General features: G+C 58.0%; 17 protein-coding genes. 9 read left to right on the forward strand and 8 right to left on the reverse strand.

All coding sequences use genetic code 11. From position 1 onward, the window contains the following. Position 1: 1 nt before the first annotated feature. From algG to yaaA, 7 genes are all read right to left on the reverse strand, one after another. Positions 2-1,573, reverse strand: a complete 1,572-nt coding sequence (gene algG / locus ACYZT1_RS05235) for a mannuronan 5-epimerase AlgG (protein ID WP_462017983.1) — start codon at positions 1,571-1,573, stop codon at positions 2-4. 26 nt (positions 1,574-1,599) lie between these two features. Next, positions 1,600-3,084 (reverse strand): alginate export family protein, encoded by a 1,485-nt coding sequence (locus tag ACYZT1_RS05240; protein WP_462017984.1) that lies wholly within the window; start codon positions 3,082-3,084, stop codon positions 1,600-1,602. Then, complete coding sequence (gene algK / locus ACYZT1_RS05245; protein WP_462017985.1) at positions 3,081-4,508, reverse strand: alginate biosynthesis TPR repeat lipoprotein AlgK; 1,428 nt, start codon at positions 4,506-4,508, stop codon at positions 3,081-3,083. The genes ACYZT1_RS05240 and algK overlap by 4 nt, the downstream gene beginning before the upstream one ends. 14 nt (positions 4,509-4,522) lie before the next feature. Further along, positions 4,523-5,692 (reverse strand): PilZ domain-containing protein, encoded by a 1,170-nt coding sequence (locus tag ACYZT1_RS05250; RefSeq protein ID WP_462017986.1) that lies wholly within the window; start codon positions 5,690-5,692, stop codon positions 4,523-4,525. 36 nt (positions 5,693-5,728) lie between these two features. Next, entirely contained in the window at positions 5,729-7,210 is a 1,482-nt protein-coding gene (alg8, locus tag ACYZT1_RS05255; RefSeq protein ID WP_462017987.1) for a mannuronan synthase, read from the reverse strand. A gap of 110 nt (positions 7,211-7,320) precedes the next feature. Next, positions 7,321-8,637, reverse strand: a complete 1,317-nt coding sequence (locus tag ACYZT1_RS05260) for a nucleotide sugar dehydrogenase (RefSeq protein WP_462017988.1) — start codon at positions 8,635-8,637, stop codon at positions 7,321-7,323. 828 nt (positions 8,638-9,465) lie between these two features. Then, positions 9,466-10,245 carry a peroxide stress protein YaaA gene (gene yaaA / locus ACYZT1_RS05265; protein WP_462017989.1) on the reverse strand — a complete coding sequence of 260 codons (780 nt, stop codon included), beginning with the start codon at positions 10,243-10,245 and terminating at the stop codon, positions 9,466-9,468. 438 nt (positions 10,246-10,683) lie between these two features. Here yaaA and ACYZT1_RS05270 point away from each other — a divergent pair, with 438 nt between their 5' ends. From ACYZT1_RS05270 to ACYZT1_RS05305, 8 genes are all read left to right on the forward strand, one after another. Further along, positions 10,684-11,808, forward strand: coding sequence for a polysaccharide deacetylase family protein (locus ACYZT1_RS05270; protein ID WP_462017990.1), 1,125 nt, complete (start codon positions 10,684-10,686; stop codon positions 11,806-11,808). A 348-nt stretch (positions 11,809-12,156) separates the two neighbouring features. Next, the gene (locus ACYZT1_RS05275; protein WP_462017991.1) at positions 12,157-13,551 is read left to right on the forward strand and encodes a PhoH family protein; all 1,395 of its coding nucleotides are present in this window, start codon (positions 12,157-12,159) and stop codon (positions 13,549-13,551) included. Positions 13,552-13,730: 179 nt separating this feature from the next. Then, entirely contained in the window at positions 13,731-14,204 is a 474-nt protein-coding gene (moaC, locus tag ACYZT1_RS05280) for a cyclic pyranopterin monophosphate synthase MoaC (RefSeq protein ID WP_253436675.1), read from the forward strand. Further along, a complete protein-coding gene (moaD, locus tag ACYZT1_RS05285) occupies positions 14,201-14,443 on the forward strand; it encodes a molybdopterin converting factor subunit 1 (RefSeq protein WP_462017992.1) in 243 nt (80 codons plus the stop codon). Before moaC ends, moaD begins: the two co-directional genes overlap by 4 nt. Positions 14,444-14,446: 3 nt before the next feature. Continuing rightward, positions 14,447-14,896, forward strand: a complete 450-nt coding sequence (moaE, locus tag ACYZT1_RS05290) for a molybdopterin synthase catalytic subunit MoaE (protein WP_462017993.1) — start codon at positions 14,447-14,449, stop codon at positions 14,894-14,896. A gap of 283 nt (positions 14,897-15,179) precedes the next feature. Then, positions 15,180-15,956: an ABC transporter substrate-binding protein gene (locus ACYZT1_RS05295; protein ID WP_462017994.1), complete on the forward strand. Its 777-nt coding sequence runs from the start codon at positions 15,180-15,182 to the stop codon at positions 15,954-15,956. Positions 15,957-16,052: 96 nt separating this feature from the next. Continuing rightward, a protein-coding gene (locus ACYZT1_RS05300; RefSeq protein ID WP_462017490.1) for an IS3 family transposase occupies positions 16,053-17,428 on the forward strand; the annotation gives its coding sequence in 2 pieces (ribosomal slippage) (positions 16,053-16,523 and positions 16,526-17,428; 1,374 coding nt in all). Positions 17,429-17,771: 343 nt separating this feature from the next. Continuing rightward, complete coding sequence (locus tag ACYZT1_RS05305; protein WP_462017995.1) at positions 17,772-18,281, forward strand: disulfide bond formation protein B; 510 nt, start codon at positions 17,772-17,774, stop codon at positions 18,279-18,281. 22 nt (positions 18,282-18,303) lie between these two features. On the opposite strand, the gene ACYZT1_RS05310 is transcribed toward ACYZT1_RS05305, so the two are convergent. Continuing rightward, a complete protein-coding gene (locus ACYZT1_RS05310) occupies positions 18,304-18,609 on the reverse strand; it encodes a hypothetical protein (protein ID WP_462017996.1) in 306 nt (101 codons plus the stop codon). Positions 18,610-19,097: 488 nt separating this feature from the next. Between ACYZT1_RS05310 and cyoA the strand changes: the two genes are divergently transcribed. Then, positions 19,098-20,045 carry a ubiquinol oxidase subunit II gene (gene cyoA, locus ACYZT1_RS05315; protein WP_462017997.1) on the forward strand — a complete coding sequence of 316 codons (948 nt, stop codon included), beginning with the start codon at positions 19,098-19,100 and terminating at the stop codon, positions 20,043-20,045. The last annotated feature ends 3 nt before the right edge of the window (positions 20,046-20,048 follow it).

Raw genomic sequence — 20,048 nt, forward strand, 5'->3', positions numbered from 1 at the left:
CTCAGTCCTGCAGTTCGGTCTGGCGTTCGACAGGGTCGATCAGCACGGCTTTCTGCTGGCGCACCAGCAGGTCAAGAATTTCGTCCTGACGCTCGCCGAGAATCCCGTTGAAGCTGATGCCACTGGATTTGGTCGGAGCGAGCATGGACACGCGATACAACTCGACGCTCAAGGGCGAGTCGATGGACAGCGGGCCGCTGCCGTTACCGGCCAGTTCACCGCCAACGATGATCAACGAGACCTGGGCATCGAACGGATCGAGCTGAAAGTCTCGGTCGGTGTCGCTCAGGTCCTTGATGTGGCCGTAGACGCCGGTCAGGCCGTTGGCCATGGAGAGGTTTTCGTAGAGGCGAATGTTCACGCTGTTACGAACCCGGATGCCGTGGCGACGGTTGCTGATCACTTTGTTGCCGTACAGCAGGTTGTTCCCACTCTCGTACAGCGTGATGCCGTCCGTGTGGTTCTTGTAGATCTCGTTGTAGGCAATGATGTTGTTGACGCTGTTACGGTCGATCACCAGGCCCGACAACTTGTTGTCGTAGCTGCGGTTGTTGAAGATGAAGCTGTCGTTGACCTCACGGGAAATAATGATCCCGTGCTTCTTCTTGGTCCCGTAAACGGTGTTGTCGGCGATGATCAGACCGTGGGAACGGTCATGCGGGTCGATGCCGTATACGATGTTGTCTTTGTAGGTGTTGCCCTTGACGATGAAGTCGCGGGTTTCGTAGCAGTAGAAGCCGTACCACATGTCCGAGAATTCGGAATCGATGATCCAGCCGCTCGGGTCAGGACGCTTGAGCACCTTGGCCATGTTCGGCGTGTATTGGGAAATACTGACGCCGTAGGACTTACTGTTGGCGTAGCCGAAGCTGGCCATTTTGCTATTGGAGATGTAGGTCTCGGTACCGCCCCAGGCCAGCAGGAACGGACGGAACGCATTCGCCGACTTGAACGTTGCCGGGCCGTTTGCCTTTTCACGCCACCCGGTGATTTTGGTATCGCGCACAAACAGCTGGCCGTCGTTGACCAGGAATGAACCGGCCTCTTCGGACAGGCGCAGTTCCTGGGTCTGCTTGTCGATTTCGAGAATGCCTTTCTGGCCGACCACAATCGGCAACTTCGCCAGGAATACACCTGGCGAAGTTTCGCTGAGGTACTGCTTGGGTACCTTCTTCACCAGGTCCTTGAGGTTCATGTAGCCGTCGTCGATGAAGATCGCCTGGGGGATGCCGTGTTGACGCACCACCCATTCGGCCATCTTGTTGTCACCGCCGATGAAATCCTTCAGGGCGTTTTCCTGCATCATTCGACGCACGCTGACCTTGCCGGCCTTGGTGCGCACGATCTTTGCCGCGATGGCCTGGTCGGTGTAGCCCGAGACATCGGGCATCGTCGGCTTGGCCAACTCCAGCGGCGCAGTGGGGGCGCTGCTGACGGTGTAGGTCTTGGCCTCCTGCAATTCTTTTACCATGGTAACCGGCTTCGCCGGCTCCACTTTGGCGAAGGCGGCCGAGCTTGCCAGCAGCATAGCGCCGGCCAGCAAGGTCAACGAGCCTCTCTTCGGACTGTTCATGTGAGGAACTCCCTTCGCGGTTTGCATCAGAAGCGCCAGATCACGTCGACAAACGCGCGGTGCATGTACGAATCGACTTCTTTGCCGTAGGCATCGCCCGGCTTGAACACACCGCCACGCAAGCGCACGAGGGCCGAAGGCTCATCGATTGACTGGCTCAACGCGGCAGGCAGCAGGCCCTGCTTGAAGTACTTGGTGACCACCAGGTCCATCTCCTGACCGAGGTCTTTGTTGCCATCTTGCAGCGGCAACGAAGTGCTCGAGAGAATCGCGCCGGTTGGATCGGTGTTGTTCTCGACGGCGTTGATGCCATTGCTGCCAACCGGCTTGTTGCCGTCGACACGCCAGAACTTGTGGTAGACCAGGCTGGCGTCGTAGTCGTCGTTGAGCGTCCACGAACCGAACAGCGTCGCGGTTTGCATGTTGTTCATTTCACCGCGGAAGGCTTCGCCGAACCGGTGAACCCGCGAGCGAGTACCGGTGTAGTTCGAGCGGTTGCTTTCCAGACCGTTCTGTTGGTATTCGGCGCTGGCGCGGGCATAGGCAGCGCCGACTTGCCATTGCGGATCGAGGCGCAGACGCACGCCGATATCAGTGGCCCAGCCGCTGAGGTCTTCACCACGCTTGGCTTCGGTCGGGCGCGTGCCGTCGGCGTTCAGCGCATTGACCGTATCGGTGTCGCCACTCATGCCGGTGATGCTGCCCCAGTAATTGAGGGTGTTGGTGTTGCGGTAGTTGTAGGCATCGCTGTCGGCGGTGAGGCCGAGCCAGCTGATGTCGCCGTTCTGTTTTTTGTCCAGCGAATCACTGGCGACACCCGGTTCCGGGTAGTCGAGCTTGCCGTCATCATGGGTTTGATGACCACGAATGCCGACCCAATTGCCCGGCATCCACTGATAGGCGGCGTCGGCGTAGAGGTGCAGGCGATCTTCGTCTTGCGGCGACAACTCTTTGAGGTCAGTGCGGTATTCGCTGAAGCGCTCGGCAACACCGACGTTGGCGCGCAGCAGGGTGGTGTCGAAGGTCCAGTTCAGGGCTTCGATGTTGGTGTCGCGCCATTGGCCGTCGTCATTGCGCAGGCGTTGGCGACCCAGCTTCAATTGCTCGCCCGGGTACGGGGTGAGGCCGCGGTAGCCAATCCAGAATTCACGCATGGCCAGGTAGTTCTTCTTGGTCTTGCGATCGCTGTTCTGAGTGGCCTGGGTGGCACTGTCGTCGGACTGCTGCAGGGTGTCGGTTTCGATGATATCGGTCGAAGTGACCGCCTGCCCCATCGCGTAGGCGCTCCACGCACCGCGTTCGCCGTAGATCCACGGACGCAGGTCAAGGCCGACGCCGCTGACGTCGCCGCCGCTGGCAGTGCCGAGGTCACGGTCGTCTTCGGACTGGCCGGTGATTTTCACGTCAAGACCGAAGTTTTTGGATTCGGTCAATGCCGCCAGGGTCGGGCACGACCACAGCAAAGCGCACGTTAAACCGATACCGGCCTTCACAAATGGGTTCAACTTCATAGGGATTCCTCGCCTTCTTCTTCTTTCAGGGCGTGCAGTTCTAACGTGTTCTGGCTCGAGACGCCACGAATGGCCTGTTCTTGTTTCAACAGGCGTTGGGCCTCGGCACGTTGGGCAGGCGGCAATTGGGCTTCAAGTGCTTGTGCAAGCTCGGTGGCCTGCGGGGTGTTGTTGGCCTTGGCCAATTGGCTGAACACGTAGGCATTCAGCGGGTTGGGCTTGATGCCCCGGCCTTGGGAAAACAATTGGGCGAGGGCGAAGTCGGCGCTGTTCTGACCGTTGCGTGCAGCGGTCAGCAGGTGGTCCAGCGCTTTCTGCGGATAGACCTGGCCGAGGTAACCGCGGCGATAGATCTGACCAAGGTAGTAATCGGCAGACACTTCACGGCCAGCGGCTTTCTGGAAATGTGTTTCGGCCTGCTTGGCGTCGGCCGGAACCATTTTGCCTTCGTAGTAAAGCTTGCCCAGCAACAGTTCGGCGCGCGGTTGATCAGCAGCGCGGCCGTTGTCGAGGTACTTCATCATCGTGTCGACATCGCCCAGTTCCGGGAAGTCGTACAGCAATTGCGCGAGGCTGACCCAGGAAGCGGGGTAGCCGGGAGCGATGCCTTCGAGCAGCGACTGCGCGGTTTTTTCGTCAGTCTTGCCCAGGCTGGCGTCGCCCAGAACGCGCGCCACGCTGTCCACGCGTTGCGCGGAAACGGTGCCGCGGCTGTGCGCCGCTTGCATCTGTTTGATCAGCTCGGCCTGCTGTTCCGGTTTGCCTTGTTTCTGGTAAACCGTGGCCAGTTCGACGTAGCAGATGTCGGTGGTGATCAGCGCCGCTTTGCAGATGGTTTCTACTTCGCCCAAATGCTGGTCGTAAGTGCCTTGGGTGCGATAGAGCAGCACTTGGGCCAGGCCGGCTTCCGGCTTGCCTTCGGCGCGCCATTGGCTGATCTGTTGCTGGGCGTTGACGTTGGGGAAACTGTGCGGGTATTGCAGGTACAGCATCGCCAGCGGGATCAGCGTGCCGCCTTCGCCAGCGGCCGAGGCTTTCTTCAACAGGCCTTCGGCTTCGTGTTGTTCGGCCTCGGTGGAACCGGGCTTGGCCACCAGCAAGCGACCCAGGCGGGCCTGAGCCCGCGGCGAGACGCTGGCCGCGGCGCGATAAGTCGCCTCGGCCTGCTTCATTTGCGCCGGGTCGCGGCTGTCGACCTGGATATCGGCCAGGCCCACTTGGGCCTCGCTGTAACCGAGGTTGGCCAGTTGCTGATAATTCTGCGCTGCCAGCGCGGTGTCGCCGCGCTTGAGGGCTTCATTGGCCAGGCGCTGGTCGGGCAGACCGGCGCAGCCGGCCAGAGCGATGGCCATCGACAGCGCCGCAGCTGCCCCCTTGTAGGAGCTGGCTTGCCAGCGATCACGGTTTTGAATTCGATGACTCATCACATGTCCTCCGGTTACAGACCAGCTGCCATGGCTTTGTCGATCAGCCAGTTCAGGTTCGGGCCACGGTCGCTGTTCACTTCAACCGGGCGGCCGGCGAACTTGCTGTCCAGTGGTTCGTCAGGCTGGATCAGGACGCGGATGTCGGAGGACAGGTCGGCGCTGTTCAGGCTGGCGCTGCTGACGATCTTGCCGGTGCGAATGTTGTCTTCGCCGGCGATCTGGAAGCTGACCGGAGAGCCCGGACGCACGTCGCCGAACTGGCGATAGGTGAAGCGTGCTTCGACGTTGGCTTCGCTGTTGCGCGGCACCAGCTGGAAGATCACGTCGCCCTTGTTGGCGTACTGACCGTCGGCGACCAGTTGCTGCGACACGGTGCAATCGCACGGCGAGGTCAGGGTGCCGGTCATTTGCTTGCCGAACAGTTCTTCAACCTTGGCCGGTTGCAGCTGATCTTCTGCCAGATGACCTTTGAGCACATCGAGCATGCTGGTGCTGAAGGTCGCCAGCGGGGCGCCTTTGGCCGCGACGCCGTCGGCTTTCACCAGGCTCTGGACGGTGCCATCACGCGGCATGGTGATGTTCATGCCCGGCACGCTGACGAGGCCAGCCTGCGCGTGGCTGACGAAGTACATGCCGTACACCGATTTGAAAATGAACCCGAACGCCGCCAGGCCGACGAGGAAAATCGCCAGGCTGAACGTCACGGCGCGCAGACGACCGAACGCGCTCATGCCGTGGCCGCCATCCTTGACCTTGCGGGCCTTGGTGAAATTGTCGCGCTGCAGGGTCGCCAGCACTTCGCCCACGCTGACGACGTCGCCGGCCAGGTGCGAAGTGATCAGGTGACGCAGCGTGGAAATGTCCTGCGGTGCCAGGTTCTGGAACTGGCAACCGATGCGGCCGGTCGGGCGATCAATGGAGCGAACCTGCAACTCGACGTCCATGGCCAGGCCAAGGTTATCGATCACGAACTGCAGACGCGCCTTGTGCACATCCCCCACTTTGAGCGGCAGCTGACCGGCGTTGAACGCCAGGCCACCGGCGGAGAGGTCGAGCACTTTGGCTTCAAGCGGCGTCCGGTCAGGACCGAAGAAACGCAGCTTGGCCGGGATTTTCACTCGGGCGTGCTGGCGCTGGGCTTCTGATTCGTGCACTACGTTTGCGTTGACGGCGGTATTCATAGGGGCAATTTCCTGGTTAATTCAATAAGGGGGCGATCAGACCATCATCAGCAGCACGGCGACAAAAATGCTGCCGGCGGAGAAGGTCATGGTCCGAGACGACCAAGTGTTGAACCAACGTTGAAAGCTGGCGAGATCACGGGTCAGGGTTGTGGGCTGGCGAGTCCAGGATTGTTGGTCGAGGCGGAAGAACACGTAGATCTTCACCAGCGCGCCAACAATCTGGTTGTAATACAGAATCACCGGGTAGGCCGGGCCGATCGTGTGGCCGGAGCACGCCAGCAACAAGGTCAGGATCAAGCGGGTAATGCCGATCCACAGCAGGTAGACAAGGATGAACGCGGTGCCGTACTTGAAGGTGGCGATGATTGCCACGGTCAGGCCCAGCAGCGAGGTCCACATCGATACGCGCTGATCGAACAGCACCACCGAGGTGAACATACCCAAACGTTTCACACCCAGACCCAACGCACGAGCGTTCTGGCGCAGGTTGTTGCCGTACCAGCGGAACATCAGTTTACGGCTGGCCTTGATGAAGCTTTTTTCCGGCGGGTGTTCCACGGTGTGAATAGCCGCATCGGGTACGTAAAACGTGTCGTAGCCCAGGCGCATCAGGCTGAACCAGCTGGACTTGTCGTCACCGGTAAGAAACTTGAAGCGACCCAGGCGCCAGTGTTGCAGCGAGTCGCTTTCAACGTCGGCGATGAAGTCCGGGTTGGTCACCACGGTGGCGCGGAATACCGACATCCGGCCAGTCATGGTCAGGACGCGTTTGGACAGAGCCATCGAGCACATGTTGATGTGGCGCTGAGCGAAGCGCAGTTTGTGCCACTCGCTCATGATGTAGCCGCCGCGCACTTCACAGAACTCGTTAGTGGTCAGGCCGCCGACGTTGCTGAACATCTGGAACCACGGCACGGTCTTGAGCACGACGCCTTCAGCGAGCACGGTGTCGCCATCGACCACAGCCACAACAGCGCGGTCGTCCGGCATGTGCCGCGAGATCGCGCGGAAGCCGTAAGCCAGGCCATCACGTTTGCCGGTACCGGGAATGCGCACGAAGTCGAGCTTGACGCGCTCCGGTGGATTCATCCGCGACCACAGGCTTTTCACCAGCAGCTCATCGGACATTTCCACGATCGAGCACACCACTGTGGTCGGCAGGCCGCAGTCGATCGCTTCACGAATCACCGAGCTGTACACCTGCGCGGTGGTCAGGGCGTCGATGCGGAAACTGGTGACCATCAGGAACACGTGCGACGGGTCTGCCGCTTTACCCAGCTTGCGCACTTTGCGCCGCAGGTGCGGGTAGACCACGTACAGAAACAGCATGCCGCGCAAGAAGTGCGTGGCACCCATCGAGTAGCGCCAGATACCGACGATACCGATCAGAAAAATAAAGTCCTTCGACTGGGAGTCGAACGTGGACGTAGGCAACGCCGCGGCGAGGCCCATTAACAAAATCAGGTAAAACAGCCAACCGGTGGCCTGTAGTAGGCCGTGCTTTAGCCTGTGCATAGTCAACATCCTAAAGTCAGTTGCAAGCCCCAAGCTCCAAGCCCCAAGCCTGGAGCGAGGGGCTTTTGAACTTGTGGCTTGGAGCTTGGAGCCTGGAGCTTGCGGCTGCTTTACCAGCAAATCCCTTCGGTACGCGTCGTGGTATCGGTGGCTTTAGCCATGAAGCCAACCAGGTCGATGACCTGCTTGCCGTGCGGAGCTTGCTGCGCCAGGGCGCGGAATTTCTCGTCACGGTTGCCGAGGATGATCACGTCAGAGTTGTTGATCACGGCGTCGAAGTCGGAGTTGAGCAAGGACGAGACGTGAGGAATCTTCGACTCGATGTAGTCCTTGTTCGCACCGTGAACGCGGGCGTATTCGACGTTGGCATCGTAGATGCTCAACTCGTAGCCTTTACCGATCAGCATTTCTGCCAGGTCCACCAGCGGGCTTTCGCGCAGGTCGTCGGTGCCGGCCTTGAAGCTCAGGCCCAGCAGGGCGACTTTGCGTTTGTCGTGGCTGGAAACGATGTCAAAGGCGTTCTGCACCTGGGCTTCGTTACTGCGCATCAGCGAGTTCAGCAGCGGTGATTCCACGTCCAGGGCGCCGGCGCGGTAGGTCAGGGCGCGCACGTCTTTTGGCAGGCAAGAGCCGCCGAAGGCGAAACCAGGGCGCATGTAGTACTGCGACAGGTTCAGTTGCTTGTCCTGGCAGACCACTTCCATCACTTCACGACCGTCTACGCCGCAAGCTTTGGCGATGTTGCCGATTTCGTTGGCGAAGGTCACCTTGGTGGCGTGCCATACGTTGCAGGTGTACTTGATCATTTCGGCAACGGCGATGTCCTTGCGGATGATCGGTGCGTCGAGCTCTTCGTACAGCGCTTGCAGAACGTCACCGGATGCAGTGTCGAACTCGCCGATAACGGTCATCGGAGGATGATCGTAGTCTTTGATCGCGGTGCTTTCACGCAGGAATTCCGGGTTGACGGCGACGCCGAAATCAACGCCGGCCTTCTTGCCCGAGCAGTCTTCCAGGATCGGGATGACGACGTTTGCGACGGTGCCCGGCAGAACGGTGCTGCGAACCACGATGGTGTGGCGGGTGGTCTTGTCACGCAGAACAAAACCGATTTCGCGGCACACGGCCTCGATGTAGTTAAGTTCCAGATCGCCGTTCTTCTTGCTCGGCGTACCGACGCAAATCATCGACACGTCGGTGTCCCGGATAGCCTCAGCGAAGTTGGTCGTGCCGCGCAGTTTGCCGGTCTCGATTCCCTTGGCCAGAAGTTCGCCAAGACCCGGTTCAACGATTGGCGATTTGCCGGAGTTGATCATGTCGATCTTGTCTTTGGCAACATCGACGCCAACGACGTCGTGGCCACGTGCAGACAGGCAACCGGCACATACTGCACCGACGTAACCCAAACCAAATATGCTGATGCGCATCGCATTTACCTCTCGTTAATCGAAATCAAGACTGTGTTCAACAAGCCATTAGATGGCTGAAGTTATGGTGTCCAGTGGTCATCGCGCACTCGGAAGTGTGGCTAACAGGCGCCACGTTGCCGTGTGCAGGCATCTAAGTTCCGAGCGTCCAAATAAAATGCACTCAAGATGTGCGCAACTAGGCCTTATTGTTATGACTTGCCCTGTTATGCAGCTGGATCCTCTGGCCCGAGGTCCTTCGTGCAAAAAACCTGCTCGCTCAACGTCAGGCACATCGCCCGAAAATCAAACGGTTAGGTGCTCGTCCGAGCACGTTGTCAAAATGTTGCCTCGGTAGTTCAGGGGGTGGCAATGGTGCAAACCTCCCGTTCAGCCGACGGTGTCCGAGTCAGGGCTCATTTAGCCAAAGTTATTGTGACAACTTGGCTATGTAGACTTCAGCCCTGCGTAAGTCATCTCGTACATGTTCAGAGATAATCGGTACCGGTGGTATGAGCTGCGAGTGTAGACATAGTTCCTGGCCGCCCATCGCGAAATTCGAAATTTTTTGAAATATTGCGACAGATCGTGATGGTCTCAGAATGCTAACACCTTCCTCGCAGCCTTTGTAAACAGGGGTTTAGAGGCGTGAGATAGTTTTGTGCCACTATCGAAAAATATTTTCTGTGCCACCACAAAAAAATTCGAAAGATGTCGGGTGAAACAAAAGTTAGATAAGTAGTTGCTGTTTAATTGGCGCCAAGAGCTTGGCGAACAGTGGCGGAAGTTGTTAAGCAGTTTAACGAAGGCGCACTACTTAGTTTGAGTTTCGTGCGCCGACAGGATGCGCTACTCCGGTGCGTGATTGCGCAGGAATACCAAATTGTCCGGTGTGGACTGTTCGACACTGTAGCGGTAGCCCTGAACATCGAACTGCTTGAGTGCCGCGGGATCATTAATACGTTCTTCAATGACAAAGCGGCTCATCATGCCGCGAGCCTTTTTCGCGTAAAAACTGATGATCTTGTACTGGCCGTTCTTCTGGTCCTTGAACTCGGTATTGATAATCCGTGCGTTCAGAGCGCTGCGTTTGACAGCCGAGAAGTACTCGTTGGACGCCAGGTTGAGCAGCACGTCGTCGCCTTGATCGGCCAAGGCTTCGTTCAGCCATTCGCTGATCCGCGTTCCCCAGAAAGCGTACAGGTCCTTGCCGCGGGCATTGGCGAATTTGGTGCCCATCTCCAGGCGATAGGGTTGCATCAGGTCGAGTGGGCGCAACAGACCATAGAGGCCTGAAAGCATGCGCAAGTGTTGCTGGGCGTAGTCGAAGTCGGCTTCGCTGAAGGTTTGCGCGTTTAGCCCGGTATAGACATCGCCTTTGAAAGCGAGCAACGCCTGCTTGGCATTTTCCGGGGTGAAGGCGGGTGTCCAGCTACCGAAACGTGCGGCATTGAGGCCGCCGATTTTGTCGGAGACGTGCATCAGCTCGCTGATCTGCGCTGGACTCAGTTCGCGCAATTGCTGGATCAGCTCTTGGGAGTGGTCAAGGTATTGTGGCTGAGTAAAACGCTGGGTCGCCGGCGGTGTTTCGTAATCGAGGGTCTTGGCGGGGGAAATCACCATCAGCATGAAGTCGTCTCCTTTGAACGTGGGGGCGATTCTAGGGGGTAGAGCCTGTCGACTCCAGCTATCAAGTCCATAGGTGATCGGTGGCTCCCGATCTACCGGTAAAAGCGAACCCTGTGGCGAGGGGGCTTGCAGTGGCAAGGGAGCTTGCTGTGGCGAGGGGGCTTGCTGTGGCGAGGGGGCTTGCCCCCGTTCGAGCGCGAAGCGGTCGCAAAGCTTGGGCTGCCGGTTTTGGGCTGCTTCGCAACCCAGCGGGGGCAAGCCCCCTCGCCACAGCAGGCCCCTCAGCACAGCAGGCCCCCTCGCCACAGCAGGCCCCTCAGCACAGCAAGCCCCCTCAGCACAGCAAGCTCCCTTGCCACAGCAGGCCCCCCACTACAGGGGTTCAGTAAGCCGGGATCGGCTATAGTGCCGCGCGGGTTTTGTTATGGAGACATCCCATTGCGTATCGTTCTTTTATTTTCGGCGTGGCTGTTGAGTTTCGGTGCCCTGGCGGCGCCGGGCGATGTGGCGACGCTTGATCGCAGCACCTGGCCAGAGCAGCTCGGTAACCCGACGCTGTTCGACGTTGCGTCGCGGGCTGAAATTCTCATGTTCGCGCGCATTCTGCTGGCCACCGAATCTCTGGATGAATCCAGCCTGGCCCAGCGCCTGAACCTGCGCACGGTGAATATCGACTCGATCAACCGTGTTCGCCAACGAATGTGGCAACGTCTGCTGAGTAACTACACCTTCGCGCAGAAAAGCTGCGATCAGGATGCCTCATTTTGTTTTCTGGTCGAGGACATGGACACCCTGCGCCAGCAGGCCGCCAAGTTTCAGATCAGCGACGACAGCTATTACATAAAATGGGCCGAGCCGAGTCGTGTGTTCCACGTCCTGTATTTGGACGAGCAATTGCGCAAGGCCGCGCTGTTCCCGCAGACCAGCAGTGAAATCGATCGTTTTGGCGACTATGAGCGCAACGGCGATGCAATGCATGACCGCCTGTTTCTACTGTCCTTCGACAGCGCCGCCAATGTCGTACCGGACAACTCCGCGTGGGTTGCGGATTACCTGCGCAAGGCCAACGTGAACGGGACCTTTTTCGTCCTCGGCAAAGACATTCAAACGCGTCTGGGGCAAGGTTCGGTGGCCGCTTTGCAAGCGCTCTATTCGGCGCAATGCATCGGTGTTCAAGGCTGGGAGTTTCGCTCCCACAGCCACTGGCAGGACTGGCAGGATTCAGTGAGGCGTAGCGTCGAGCTGGTCAAAAGCAAATTGCCAGAAAACTTCGTGCCGCTGTTCCGTCCGCCCGATGGCCAGCGCCGTGCGGACGCCGAAGGCTTCTTTAACGCTCAGGGTTTGCAGGTCGCGTTATGGGACATCGATGCCCAGGACGGCGCCGGCAAGCTCAAGGCCGAACAGAGTGCGCAACGCGTCCTGACCCTGATGCTGCTATGGCGCCACGGGGTGATCAATTTCAATGCAAAGCAGGAGGGTGTGAAAACGGCGCTGCCTTGGCTGATGACGCAAACGGCGCACAGCGGGATCGGCTGGGAGGATTGTCAGGAGGCGTTTCGCTGAGTGCGTCAAAGCCCGCAAACATTGGGTCGGAGGTGGACTTGAAGAACAATTCGATGCAGGCGGACTTCCGACTTTAACGGGGTGATGGCCTTCCGCCAAGTGTTATTGGTCACTCTGAAAAATAAACTTCAAAAAAGCGTCAAAGTGCTTTTTCCTGTCACACGTTTTGGAGTATTACGAAGACAGACCGCCGAAACCTGCAACACAGGTGGCGTCTTCCAAGACCCCTTGTGTGCAGTTCACCGCTCTGCGCTTTTTTCAGGTAGTGCAGGGTGAATTCGGCAGTCAATTCGAGGCGCAGCACCGCTCAGGTATTGCGTCCAATGGCTCCCACAAAGGTGACCGAGTATGGATGATCACGGACGTAGTTCTTCCTCCAACCAGCCAATCCTGTATGTACTCGATACCAATGTATTGATTCACGATCCAAACGCCCTGCTCAATTTCGAAGAACACCACGTCGCGATCCCGATGACCGTGCTTGAAGAGCTGGACAAGCTCAAGAGCGGGCATCACAGCGTGGCGGCGGAATGCCGTCAGGCGATTCGCCTGATCGACAAGACCCTGGGCAACGCCAGCCCGGAAGATGTCGAGCTCGGCGTGCCGATCCAGCGCGGCAAAGGCGGGCCCAAGGGTTTGCTGTCAATTTTGATGAGCAAACGGGCCGAACCCAACATCATCCTGCCCGAACACCTGAACGACAACATCATCATCAACCAGTTGATCGACCTGCATGCGCGCGAGCCTGATCTGCCCGTGGTGCTGGTCACCAAAGACATCAACATGCGCCTCAAGGCCCGCGCCTGCGGAATTGCGGCCGAGGACTACAGCACCGACCAGCTGGTCGACGACGTTTCGCTGCTGCCCAATGGTTATCACAACATGGACGGCTCCTTCTGGGACCGCGTGAAAAATGTCGACACCCGTCAGGACCACGGCCGCACCTGGCACCAGGTGCAATTGATCGACAACCTGCCAGCGGTGCACATCAACGAGTTCATCATCGACGAGCAGGGTTTCGTTGGCTGGATCAAGGAAATCGAAGAAGACAAGCTGCTGATTCTCGACCTGCATCAGGAACCCCTGTTGCATCAGGAAGCCTGGGGCCTGAAACCGCGCGACATCTATCAGAGCCTGGCGTTGTACGCGCTGCTCGACCCGGACATTCACCTGGTTAACCTGACCGGTGCGGCCGGTTCCGGTAAAACCATTCTGGCCCTGGCCGCTGCCATCGAGCAGACCATGGTCAGCAAACGCTATCGCCGCATCATCGCGACGCGCAGCGTGCAGGGCCTGGACCAGGAAATCGGTTTCCTGCCCGGTACCGAAGCAGAGAAAATGGAGCCTTGGCTGGGCGCCATCACCGACAACCTCGAAGCCTTGCACATGGATGACGAAAACACCCATGGCAGCGTCGATTACATCCTCAGCAAAGTGCCGTTGCAGTTCAAATCCCTCAATTACATCAGGGGCCGCAGCTTCCAGCAGAGCCTGATCCTGATCGACGAATGCCAGAACCTCACGCCGCACCAGATGAAAACCATCATCACCCGTGCCGGTGCGGGCTCCAAAGTGGTATGCCTGGGCAACCTGGCGCAGATCGACACGCCTTACCTGTCCGCGACCAGTTCCGGGCTGACCTACCTGACGGAGCGCTTCAAGGATTTCCCGAACGGCGTGCACATTACGCTGCAAGGGGTGCCTCGCTCGATTCTGGCCGAATACGCAGAGTCGCACCTCTAGAAGCAGCGACAAGCTGCAAGCGGCAAGCCGCAAGTTTCAAGCGAACCGAGTGAACTTCACTTAGCGCTTGAAGCTTGCGGCTTTCGGCTGCTTAAATGCTTTTCATAAAACTACAGCCGGACCGCGCTTTCCAGTTGCCGCTTGTAGCTTGCCGCTTATAGCTGCCTCAAGGAGGCCCTGTGCTGACTCATCTCGATTCCCAAGGTCGCGCCAACATGGTCGACGTCACCGATAAAGCCGTGACCTTCCGTGAGGCGACGGCCCAAGCGCTGGTGCGCATGCTTCCTGAAACGTTGCAGATGATCGTCAGCGGCGGTCATCCCAAGGGCGATGTGTTCGCAGTGGCGCGCATCGCCGGCATTCAGGCGGCGAAGAAAACCAGCGATCTGATTCCGTTGTGCCATCCGCTGATGCTCACCGGCGTCAAGGTCGAGCTGAGCGCTGAAGGCGACGACACCGTGCGCATCGTTGCGCGCTGCAAGCTGTCCGGGCAGACCGGCGTCGAGATGGAAGCGCTGACCGCCGCCAGTGTCGCGGCGCTGACGATTTATGACATGTGCAAGGCCGTGGACCGTGGCATGACCATTGAAAGCGTACGCCTGTTGGAAAAACTCGGCGGCAAGAGCGGGCACTTCCAGGCGGATCAGCCATGAACATTACCGTGAAATTTTTTGCCCGTTATCGTGAAGCGATGGGCGTCGATTCGCTGGAAGTCTCGGGCGATTTTGCCACCGTCGATGACGTGCGTGAGTTGCTGTTCCGGCGTGATGGCGCCGTGGTGCTGACCGAGCAAAACCTGATGTGCGCCCGCAACGAAGACCTTTGCCAATTGGACGAGCCGGTCAGCGATGGCGACGAAGTGGCGTTTTTCCCGACCGTGACCGGGGGCTGAGCCATGGCCATCCGCGTGCAGTCCACGGCGTTCGATCCGGGTGCTGAAGTCAACGCCATGCATGCCGCCAATGTCGGCGTCGGAGCGGTAGTGAGTTTTGTCGGCTATGTGCGCGATTTCAATGACGGGCTCGATGTTGCCGGGATGTTCCTGGAACACTACCCGGGCATGACCGAAAAGGCCTTGGGCAAGATTGTCGCAGAGGCCGAGCAGCGCTGGCCGCTGCTCAAGCTGCAAGTGCTGCATCGCATTGGCCCGCTGGAACCGGGCGAGCCGATCGTCTTCGTCGGCGCTGCCAGTGCTCATCGCCAGGCCGCATTCGATGCCTGCGCGTTTGTGATGGACTACCTGAAAACCCGTGCGCCGTTCTGGAAGAAGGAAAACACCAGCGACGGACCGCGTTGGGTGGAAGGTCGCGACAGTGATCATGCGGCGGCCGATCGCTGGAAGTAGGTGTGCTCTGCACTGAGAAATGCCATCGCGAGCAGGCTCACTCCTACAGGGTTCTTCATTGAACACCGGATCTGTGTTCACGCAGATCCCCTGTAGGAGTGAGCCTGCTCGCGATGAGGCCTTCACATCCACCGCTCAATCCTCCCGACAAACTGGCCAATCCCCCAATTGACGGCCAGTACGCAAAAGTCCAGTATGGAATTATAAGTACAAAAAAGATCGTCCCCCGCTTCAGCTCTTCTTCCATCTTGCCAAACCAACAACAAACCGCGAGAGAACGAACATGAAGAAAATCCCCCTCATCACCGGTCTGGCCTTCAGCCTGTTGGCATGCTCCAGCCTGTTCGCTGCCGAGAAACCGCTGCGCATCGGTATCGAAGCGGCGTATCCGCCGTTCGCTTCGAAAACCGACAAGGGTGAGATCGTCGGCTTCGACTACGAAATCGGAAATGCGTTGTGCGCGCAGATGAAAGTCGAGTGCGTGTGGGTTGAGGGCGAGTTTGACGGCCTGATCCCGTCGCTGAAGGTCAAGAAGATCGACATGGCGTTGTCGTCCATGACCATCAACGAGGACCGCAAGAAGTCGGTCGATTTCTCGAACAAGTACTACTTCACTTCGTCCCGTCTGGTCATGAAGGAGGGCGCAACCGTCGATGATCAGTACGCCAGCCTCAAAGGCAAATCCGTTGGCGTGCAGCGTGCGACCACCACTGACCGGTTCGCTACCGAGGTGTTCGAGCCCAAGGGCGTTACCGTCAAGCGCTACAGCAATAACGAAGAGATCTACATGGACCTGGCGGCCGGGCGTCTGGATGCGATTTTTGCTGACACCATCCCGTTGAATGACTTCCTGACCATGCCGCGCGGCAAGGGTTATGCCTTCGTCGGGCCGGAGCTCAAGGACCCGAAATACGTGGGCGAGGGCGCGGGGGTCGCGGTGCGCAAAGGCAATACCGAACTGGTCAGCAAGCTGAATACGGCTATCGACGGTATTCGTGCCAGTGGTGAGTATCAGAAAATTTCCCAGAAGTATTTCAAGTCGGATATCTACGGCGACTGAGCCATCGCATCGCCAGCAGGCTGGCTCCCACAGGTAAGTGCATTCTGAAGTGCGCCCCAGAAGTTGGACATCCAATCCAATCTCTGGGGTGTTTTCATGAGTCAGTACACATCGCAATTCAAGTTGTCTGCTATCACCGCTTTTCTCGAGCGAGGCAGAGGTTTTCGCTTCATAGCTGCCCAATTCCAGATGGACCCTACCTTGCTTCGCCGCTGGGTGGAGGCCTACCGGTTGCATGGTGATGCCAGCCTGAAGGTTCGCAGCAGGGTCTACAGCCCTGAGTTCAAACTCGGCGTTCTACAGCGCATGTGGCGAGACAAGCTGTCTTTACGTCGCGTCGCGGCCCTTTTCAATCTTGGCAACTCAAGCCAGGTGGGCAGATGGCAGCAGCGGTATTACAGTGGCGGCTTCGAAGCCCTGTCTGCAGGGAAAGGATTGAACACCGCCATGACCCTGCCACCTGACAAGATTCCTGACCCGACATCGCCAAGTGATGATGACCTTTCGCACGCAGAGTTGCTGATCAAGCTTCGCAAGCTCCAGGTGGAGAATGCCTGGCTAAAAAAGCTCAAAGAGTTCAGGGAGGAGAAGAAAAGGCAGGAGCAGGCGAAAGCCGTCGGCAAAAAACCACGCTAGTTACTGAGTTGCGAGAGCATTTTGCGCTCGATGAGCTGCTTGAAGCCGCCGACCTGCCACGCAGCACTTACTACTATCAAGCCAAGGCAATGGCGAGTGGAGATCGGTTCGCCTCACTGAAAGCCGCTATCCAGAGCATCCAGGCCACTCATAAGGGGCGTTATGGCTATCGTCGGATGACTGCTGCGCTACGTAACATCGGCCAGATGGTTAACAGTAAAACGGTGCGAAGGCTGATGGACGAATTGGGTCTCAAGTGCACGGTGCGCCCGAAGAAATACCGCTCATACCGCGGGCTGATGGGCGAAGCCTCGCCCAACACGCTGGCTCGCGATTTCGAGGCCGGGCAGCCGAATCAGAAATGGGTCACGGATGTCACCGAGTTCAAAGTGGCGGGTGAAAAGTTGTACTTGTCTCCGGTGCTGGATCTCTACAACGGCGAAATTGTCGCTTATCAGACCGCCACCCGGCCTCGCTATACCTTGGTGGGTGACATGCTGGAGAAGGCTCTGGAGCGGCTACCTGAGACTGCCAAGCCCCTGCTGCACTCCGATCAAGGCTGGCACTACCGCTACCCGGATTACCGGGAACGCCTGGAAAAAGCGGGCCTGGAACAAAGCATGTCGCGCAAGGGAAACTGCCTGGACAACGCGACGATGGAGAGCTTTTTTGGCACATTGAAGTCTGAATATTTCTACCGCGAGCGCTTCGACAGCGTGGCCCAGTTGCAAGCCGGGCTGGATGAATACATCCGTTACTACAACCATGATCGAATCAAGATGAAACTGGGCGGACTGAGCCCTGTAGCGTACAGGGCGCAGTTCGCGATAGCTTAGCCAACCGGTGTCCAGGTTTTGGGGCGCACTTCATTCCAGAGTGGGAGCCTGCGGGCTACCCCTCGCTCAGCAATGCATCAACAGGCTGGCTCCCTCTCGCGAATCCTTTTAACTGTGGACCAGCCCCCGCCAGGTCCCGCCTTGGAACGCGCTCAACTGTGGGAGCCAGCCTGCTGGCGATTCGATCGTGTGATCATGCAAATCTCAGGAAATAGCCCAAATTTAATCCCTTCTTAACCGCCCTGGCGTTTATTCCCCGTCATCCATTCCATGCGTCTCGGGCTCTCCAAGCTTCGGGCCAGCGTGTAGACTTGCGGGCAATCGAATTCGGAAGGGAAACGCAATGAGCGAGGAAACGATGCGGTTGGGCCGTGAACGGCGCTATCTGGTGCTGTTGGGGATCATCTGCCTGGGGCTGATCGGCGGCGCCCTGTACATGCAAGTGGTGCTGGGCGAAGCGCCGTGCCCACTGTGCATCCTGCAACGTTATGCGCTGCTGTTGATCGCAATTTTCGCCTTCGTCGGGGCCGCCATGCGCACGCGTCGCAGCATCACCGTGCTGGAAACCCTGGTGGTGATTTGCGCCATCGCCGGCGCTGCGGTTGCTGGCCATCACGTTTATACGCAGTTCTACCCGGCGGTGAGTTGCGGCGTGGACGTGTTGCAACCGATTGTCGACGGTCTGCCGCTGGCGAAAGTCTTCCCGCTCGGTTTCCAGGTCGATGGCTTCTGCTCCACGCCGTACCCGCCTGTCCTCGGGCTGTCGCTGGCCCAGTGGGCCTTGGTCGCCTTCGTACTGGTCGTGGTGCTGGTGCCGTTACTCACTTCGCGAAACCGCAAAGCGCTGCGCTGAGGTTACTCGCCGCTTCGGCACGTCAGGTGAAAAAAAACGCCCCGGCCTCCATAGAGAGCACCGGGGCGTTTGGCGTTTCAGAGCGCAGGTAAAAAGTTCGTGATGCATGGCAATCGAGGGTGTAGCGGGTGTGCGACATGTTGTCACAGCGACGCGCTCGCCAAGTGCGACGAACGCCAGGATTTTCCACGACGGAGCAATAAAATTGAGCCGTTTGCAGCGCGCGCGATTGCAACCGTAACAATCCAAAACAGGCACTTTTAACAACCTCTGGAAAATTGCCGTAGCCCTTGTCCAGCAAGGGCTTCGGCGCAGTCAGGGATGGCATGAGAGCCTTCGAAGCTGTCTGAATCGCGCGCGATACACCTACTGAATCTGGTGTTTTTATTGAGAATCAATTTCGATAACATGACGTGCTTTTGCAACAGATGCGGATAATTGTTGCTGGAATGGATACAAATTATTTCGGGATGGGACATGGTTTCTGCAACGCTACCTATCTACAATCGCCCGCACTGAATTCCCGGCGCTGCTCATCCTTGAGCAATAAACAGGGCATCGAGAAGCTTCAACGCTTCGTGCGATTCCCAGTGTCGGTGCCTTCCCTTTATCCGCACCAAATGGAATTGGTCTGTAATCAGGCCTTTGACCACGAATTCGAATAAGAACTCACTGCTGACCCAGGATTTGTCGAACAGCGTCTGACGCGCGACGGGCAGCCCTTATTCAATCAAGAGAAATGCCAACCCTTGGCAGGGTGAAGTGTTGGCGATCAAAACCCAACTGCATTGCGCAAGCTGCTTTAGAGGTCGTGAGATGAGTAAAAACAGGTACCCCAGACTACTAGGCTTATTGCCGCTGCTCAGCATGCTGTTGCTGGGAGGCTGCAACATGACCTTGCTCAATCCTACGGGCCAGGTTGGCCTGGAGCAGCGAAACCTGATCATCACCGCAACGTTGCTGATGCTGTTGGTTGTGGTCCCGGTCATTGTCATGACCTTCCTGTTCGCCTGGAAATACCGCGCGACCAACACTAAAGCCGTGTACACGCCGAAATGGTCGCACTCCACCAAGATTGAAATCGCGGTGTGGGCCGTTCCAGTGCTGATCATCATTGCACTGGGTTACGTCACCTACGTGTCGACCCACGAACTGGACCCGTACCGTCCGCTGGAGTCCGACGTCAAGCCGATCACCATCGAAGTGGTCTCGCTGGACTGGAAGTGGGTGTTCATCTATCCGGAACAAGGCATCGCCACGGTCAACAAGATCGTGTTCCCGACCAATACGCCAGTTAACTTCAAAGTGACTTCGGACTCCGTGATGAACTCGTTCTTCATCCCGGGTCTGGGCGGCCAGATCTACGCGATGGCCGGCATGCAGACCAAGTTGCACCTGATTGCCAACCGTGACGCCGAGATGGAAGGCATCTCCGCCAACTACAGCGGCGCAGGTTTTACCGGCATGAAATTCAAAGCGATCTCAACTTCCCAGGAGAATTTTGACGCCTGGGTAAGCGAAGTCAAAAAGGCACCTAAACAGCTGGAAAAAGCTGAATACGAAGCCCTTACCAAGCCAAGCCAGAACAACCCAGTCGAGCTCTACTCCTCGGTCACGCCGGGCCTGTTTCAGATCATCGTCGACAAGTACGAAGGCATGAAACCGGGCAAGCCGGTGCACCACGAGAAGAAAGAGAAAGAAGTGGCGCACAACATGGAAGGGATGGACATGAGTTCGCATTCAGCTGCCGGGGCAGAGGAGTAAACG

The sequence above is a fragment of the Pseudomonas sp. PB3P13 genome, assembly GCF_054897735.1.

What these genes read in the sequence shown, in the direction of transcription:
- algG (WP_462017983.1), bottom strand. Translation starts at nt 1,573, where the DNA reads ATGAACAGTCCGAAGAGAGGCTCGTTGACCTTGCTGGCCGGCGCTATG.
- ACYZT1_RS05240 (WP_462017984.1), bottom strand. Translation starts at nt 3,084, where the DNA reads ATGAAGTTGAACCCATTTGTGAAGGCCGGTATCGGTTTAACGTGCGCT.
- algK (WP_462017985.1), bottom strand. Translation starts at nt 4,508, where the DNA reads ATGAGTCATCGAATTCAAAACCGTGATCGCTGGCAAGCCAGCTCCTAC.
- ACYZT1_RS05250 (WP_462017986.1), bottom strand. Translation starts at nt 5,692, where the DNA reads ATGAATACCGCCGTCAACGCAAACGTAGTGCACGAATCAGAAGCCCAG.
- alg8 (WP_462017987.1), bottom strand. Translation starts at nt 7,210, where the DNA reads ATGCACAGGCTAAAGCACGGCCTACTACAGGCCACCGGTTGGCTGTTT.
- ACYZT1_RS05260 (WP_462017988.1), bottom strand. Translation starts at nt 8,637, where the DNA reads ATGCGCATCAGCATATTTGGTTTGGGTTACGTCGGTGCAGTATGTGCC.
- yaaA (WP_462017989.1), bottom strand. Translation starts at nt 10,245, where the DNA reads ATGCTGATGGTGATTTCCCCCGCCAAGACCCTCGATTACGAAACACCG.
- ACYZT1_RS05275 (WP_462017991.1), top strand. Translation starts at nt 12,157, where the DNA reads ATGGATGATCACGGACGTAGTTCTTCCTCCAACCAGCCAATCCTGTAT.
- moaD (WP_462017992.1), top strand. Translation starts at nt 14,201, where the DNA reads ATGAACATTACCGTGAAATTTTTTGCCCGTTATCGTGAAGCGATGGGC.
- moaE (WP_462017993.1), top strand. Translation starts at nt 14,447, where the DNA reads ATGGCCATCCGCGTGCAGTCCACGGCGTTCGATCCGGGTGCTGAAGTC.
- ACYZT1_RS05295 (WP_462017994.1), top strand. Translation starts at nt 15,180, where the DNA reads ATGAAGAAAATCCCCCTCATCACCGGTCTGGCCTTCAGCCTGTTGGCA.
- ACYZT1_RS05305 (WP_462017995.1), top strand. Translation starts at nt 17,772, where the DNA reads ATGAGCGAGGAAACGATGCGGTTGGGCCGTGAACGGCGCTATCTGGTG.
- ACYZT1_RS05310 (WP_462017996.1), bottom strand. Translation starts at nt 18,609, where the DNA reads ATGCCATCCCTGACTGCGCCGAAGCCCTTGCTGGACAAGGGCTACGGC.
- cyoA (WP_462017997.1), top strand. Translation starts at nt 19,098, where the DNA reads ATGAGTAAAAACAGGTACCCCAGACTACTAGGCTTATTGCCGCTGCTC.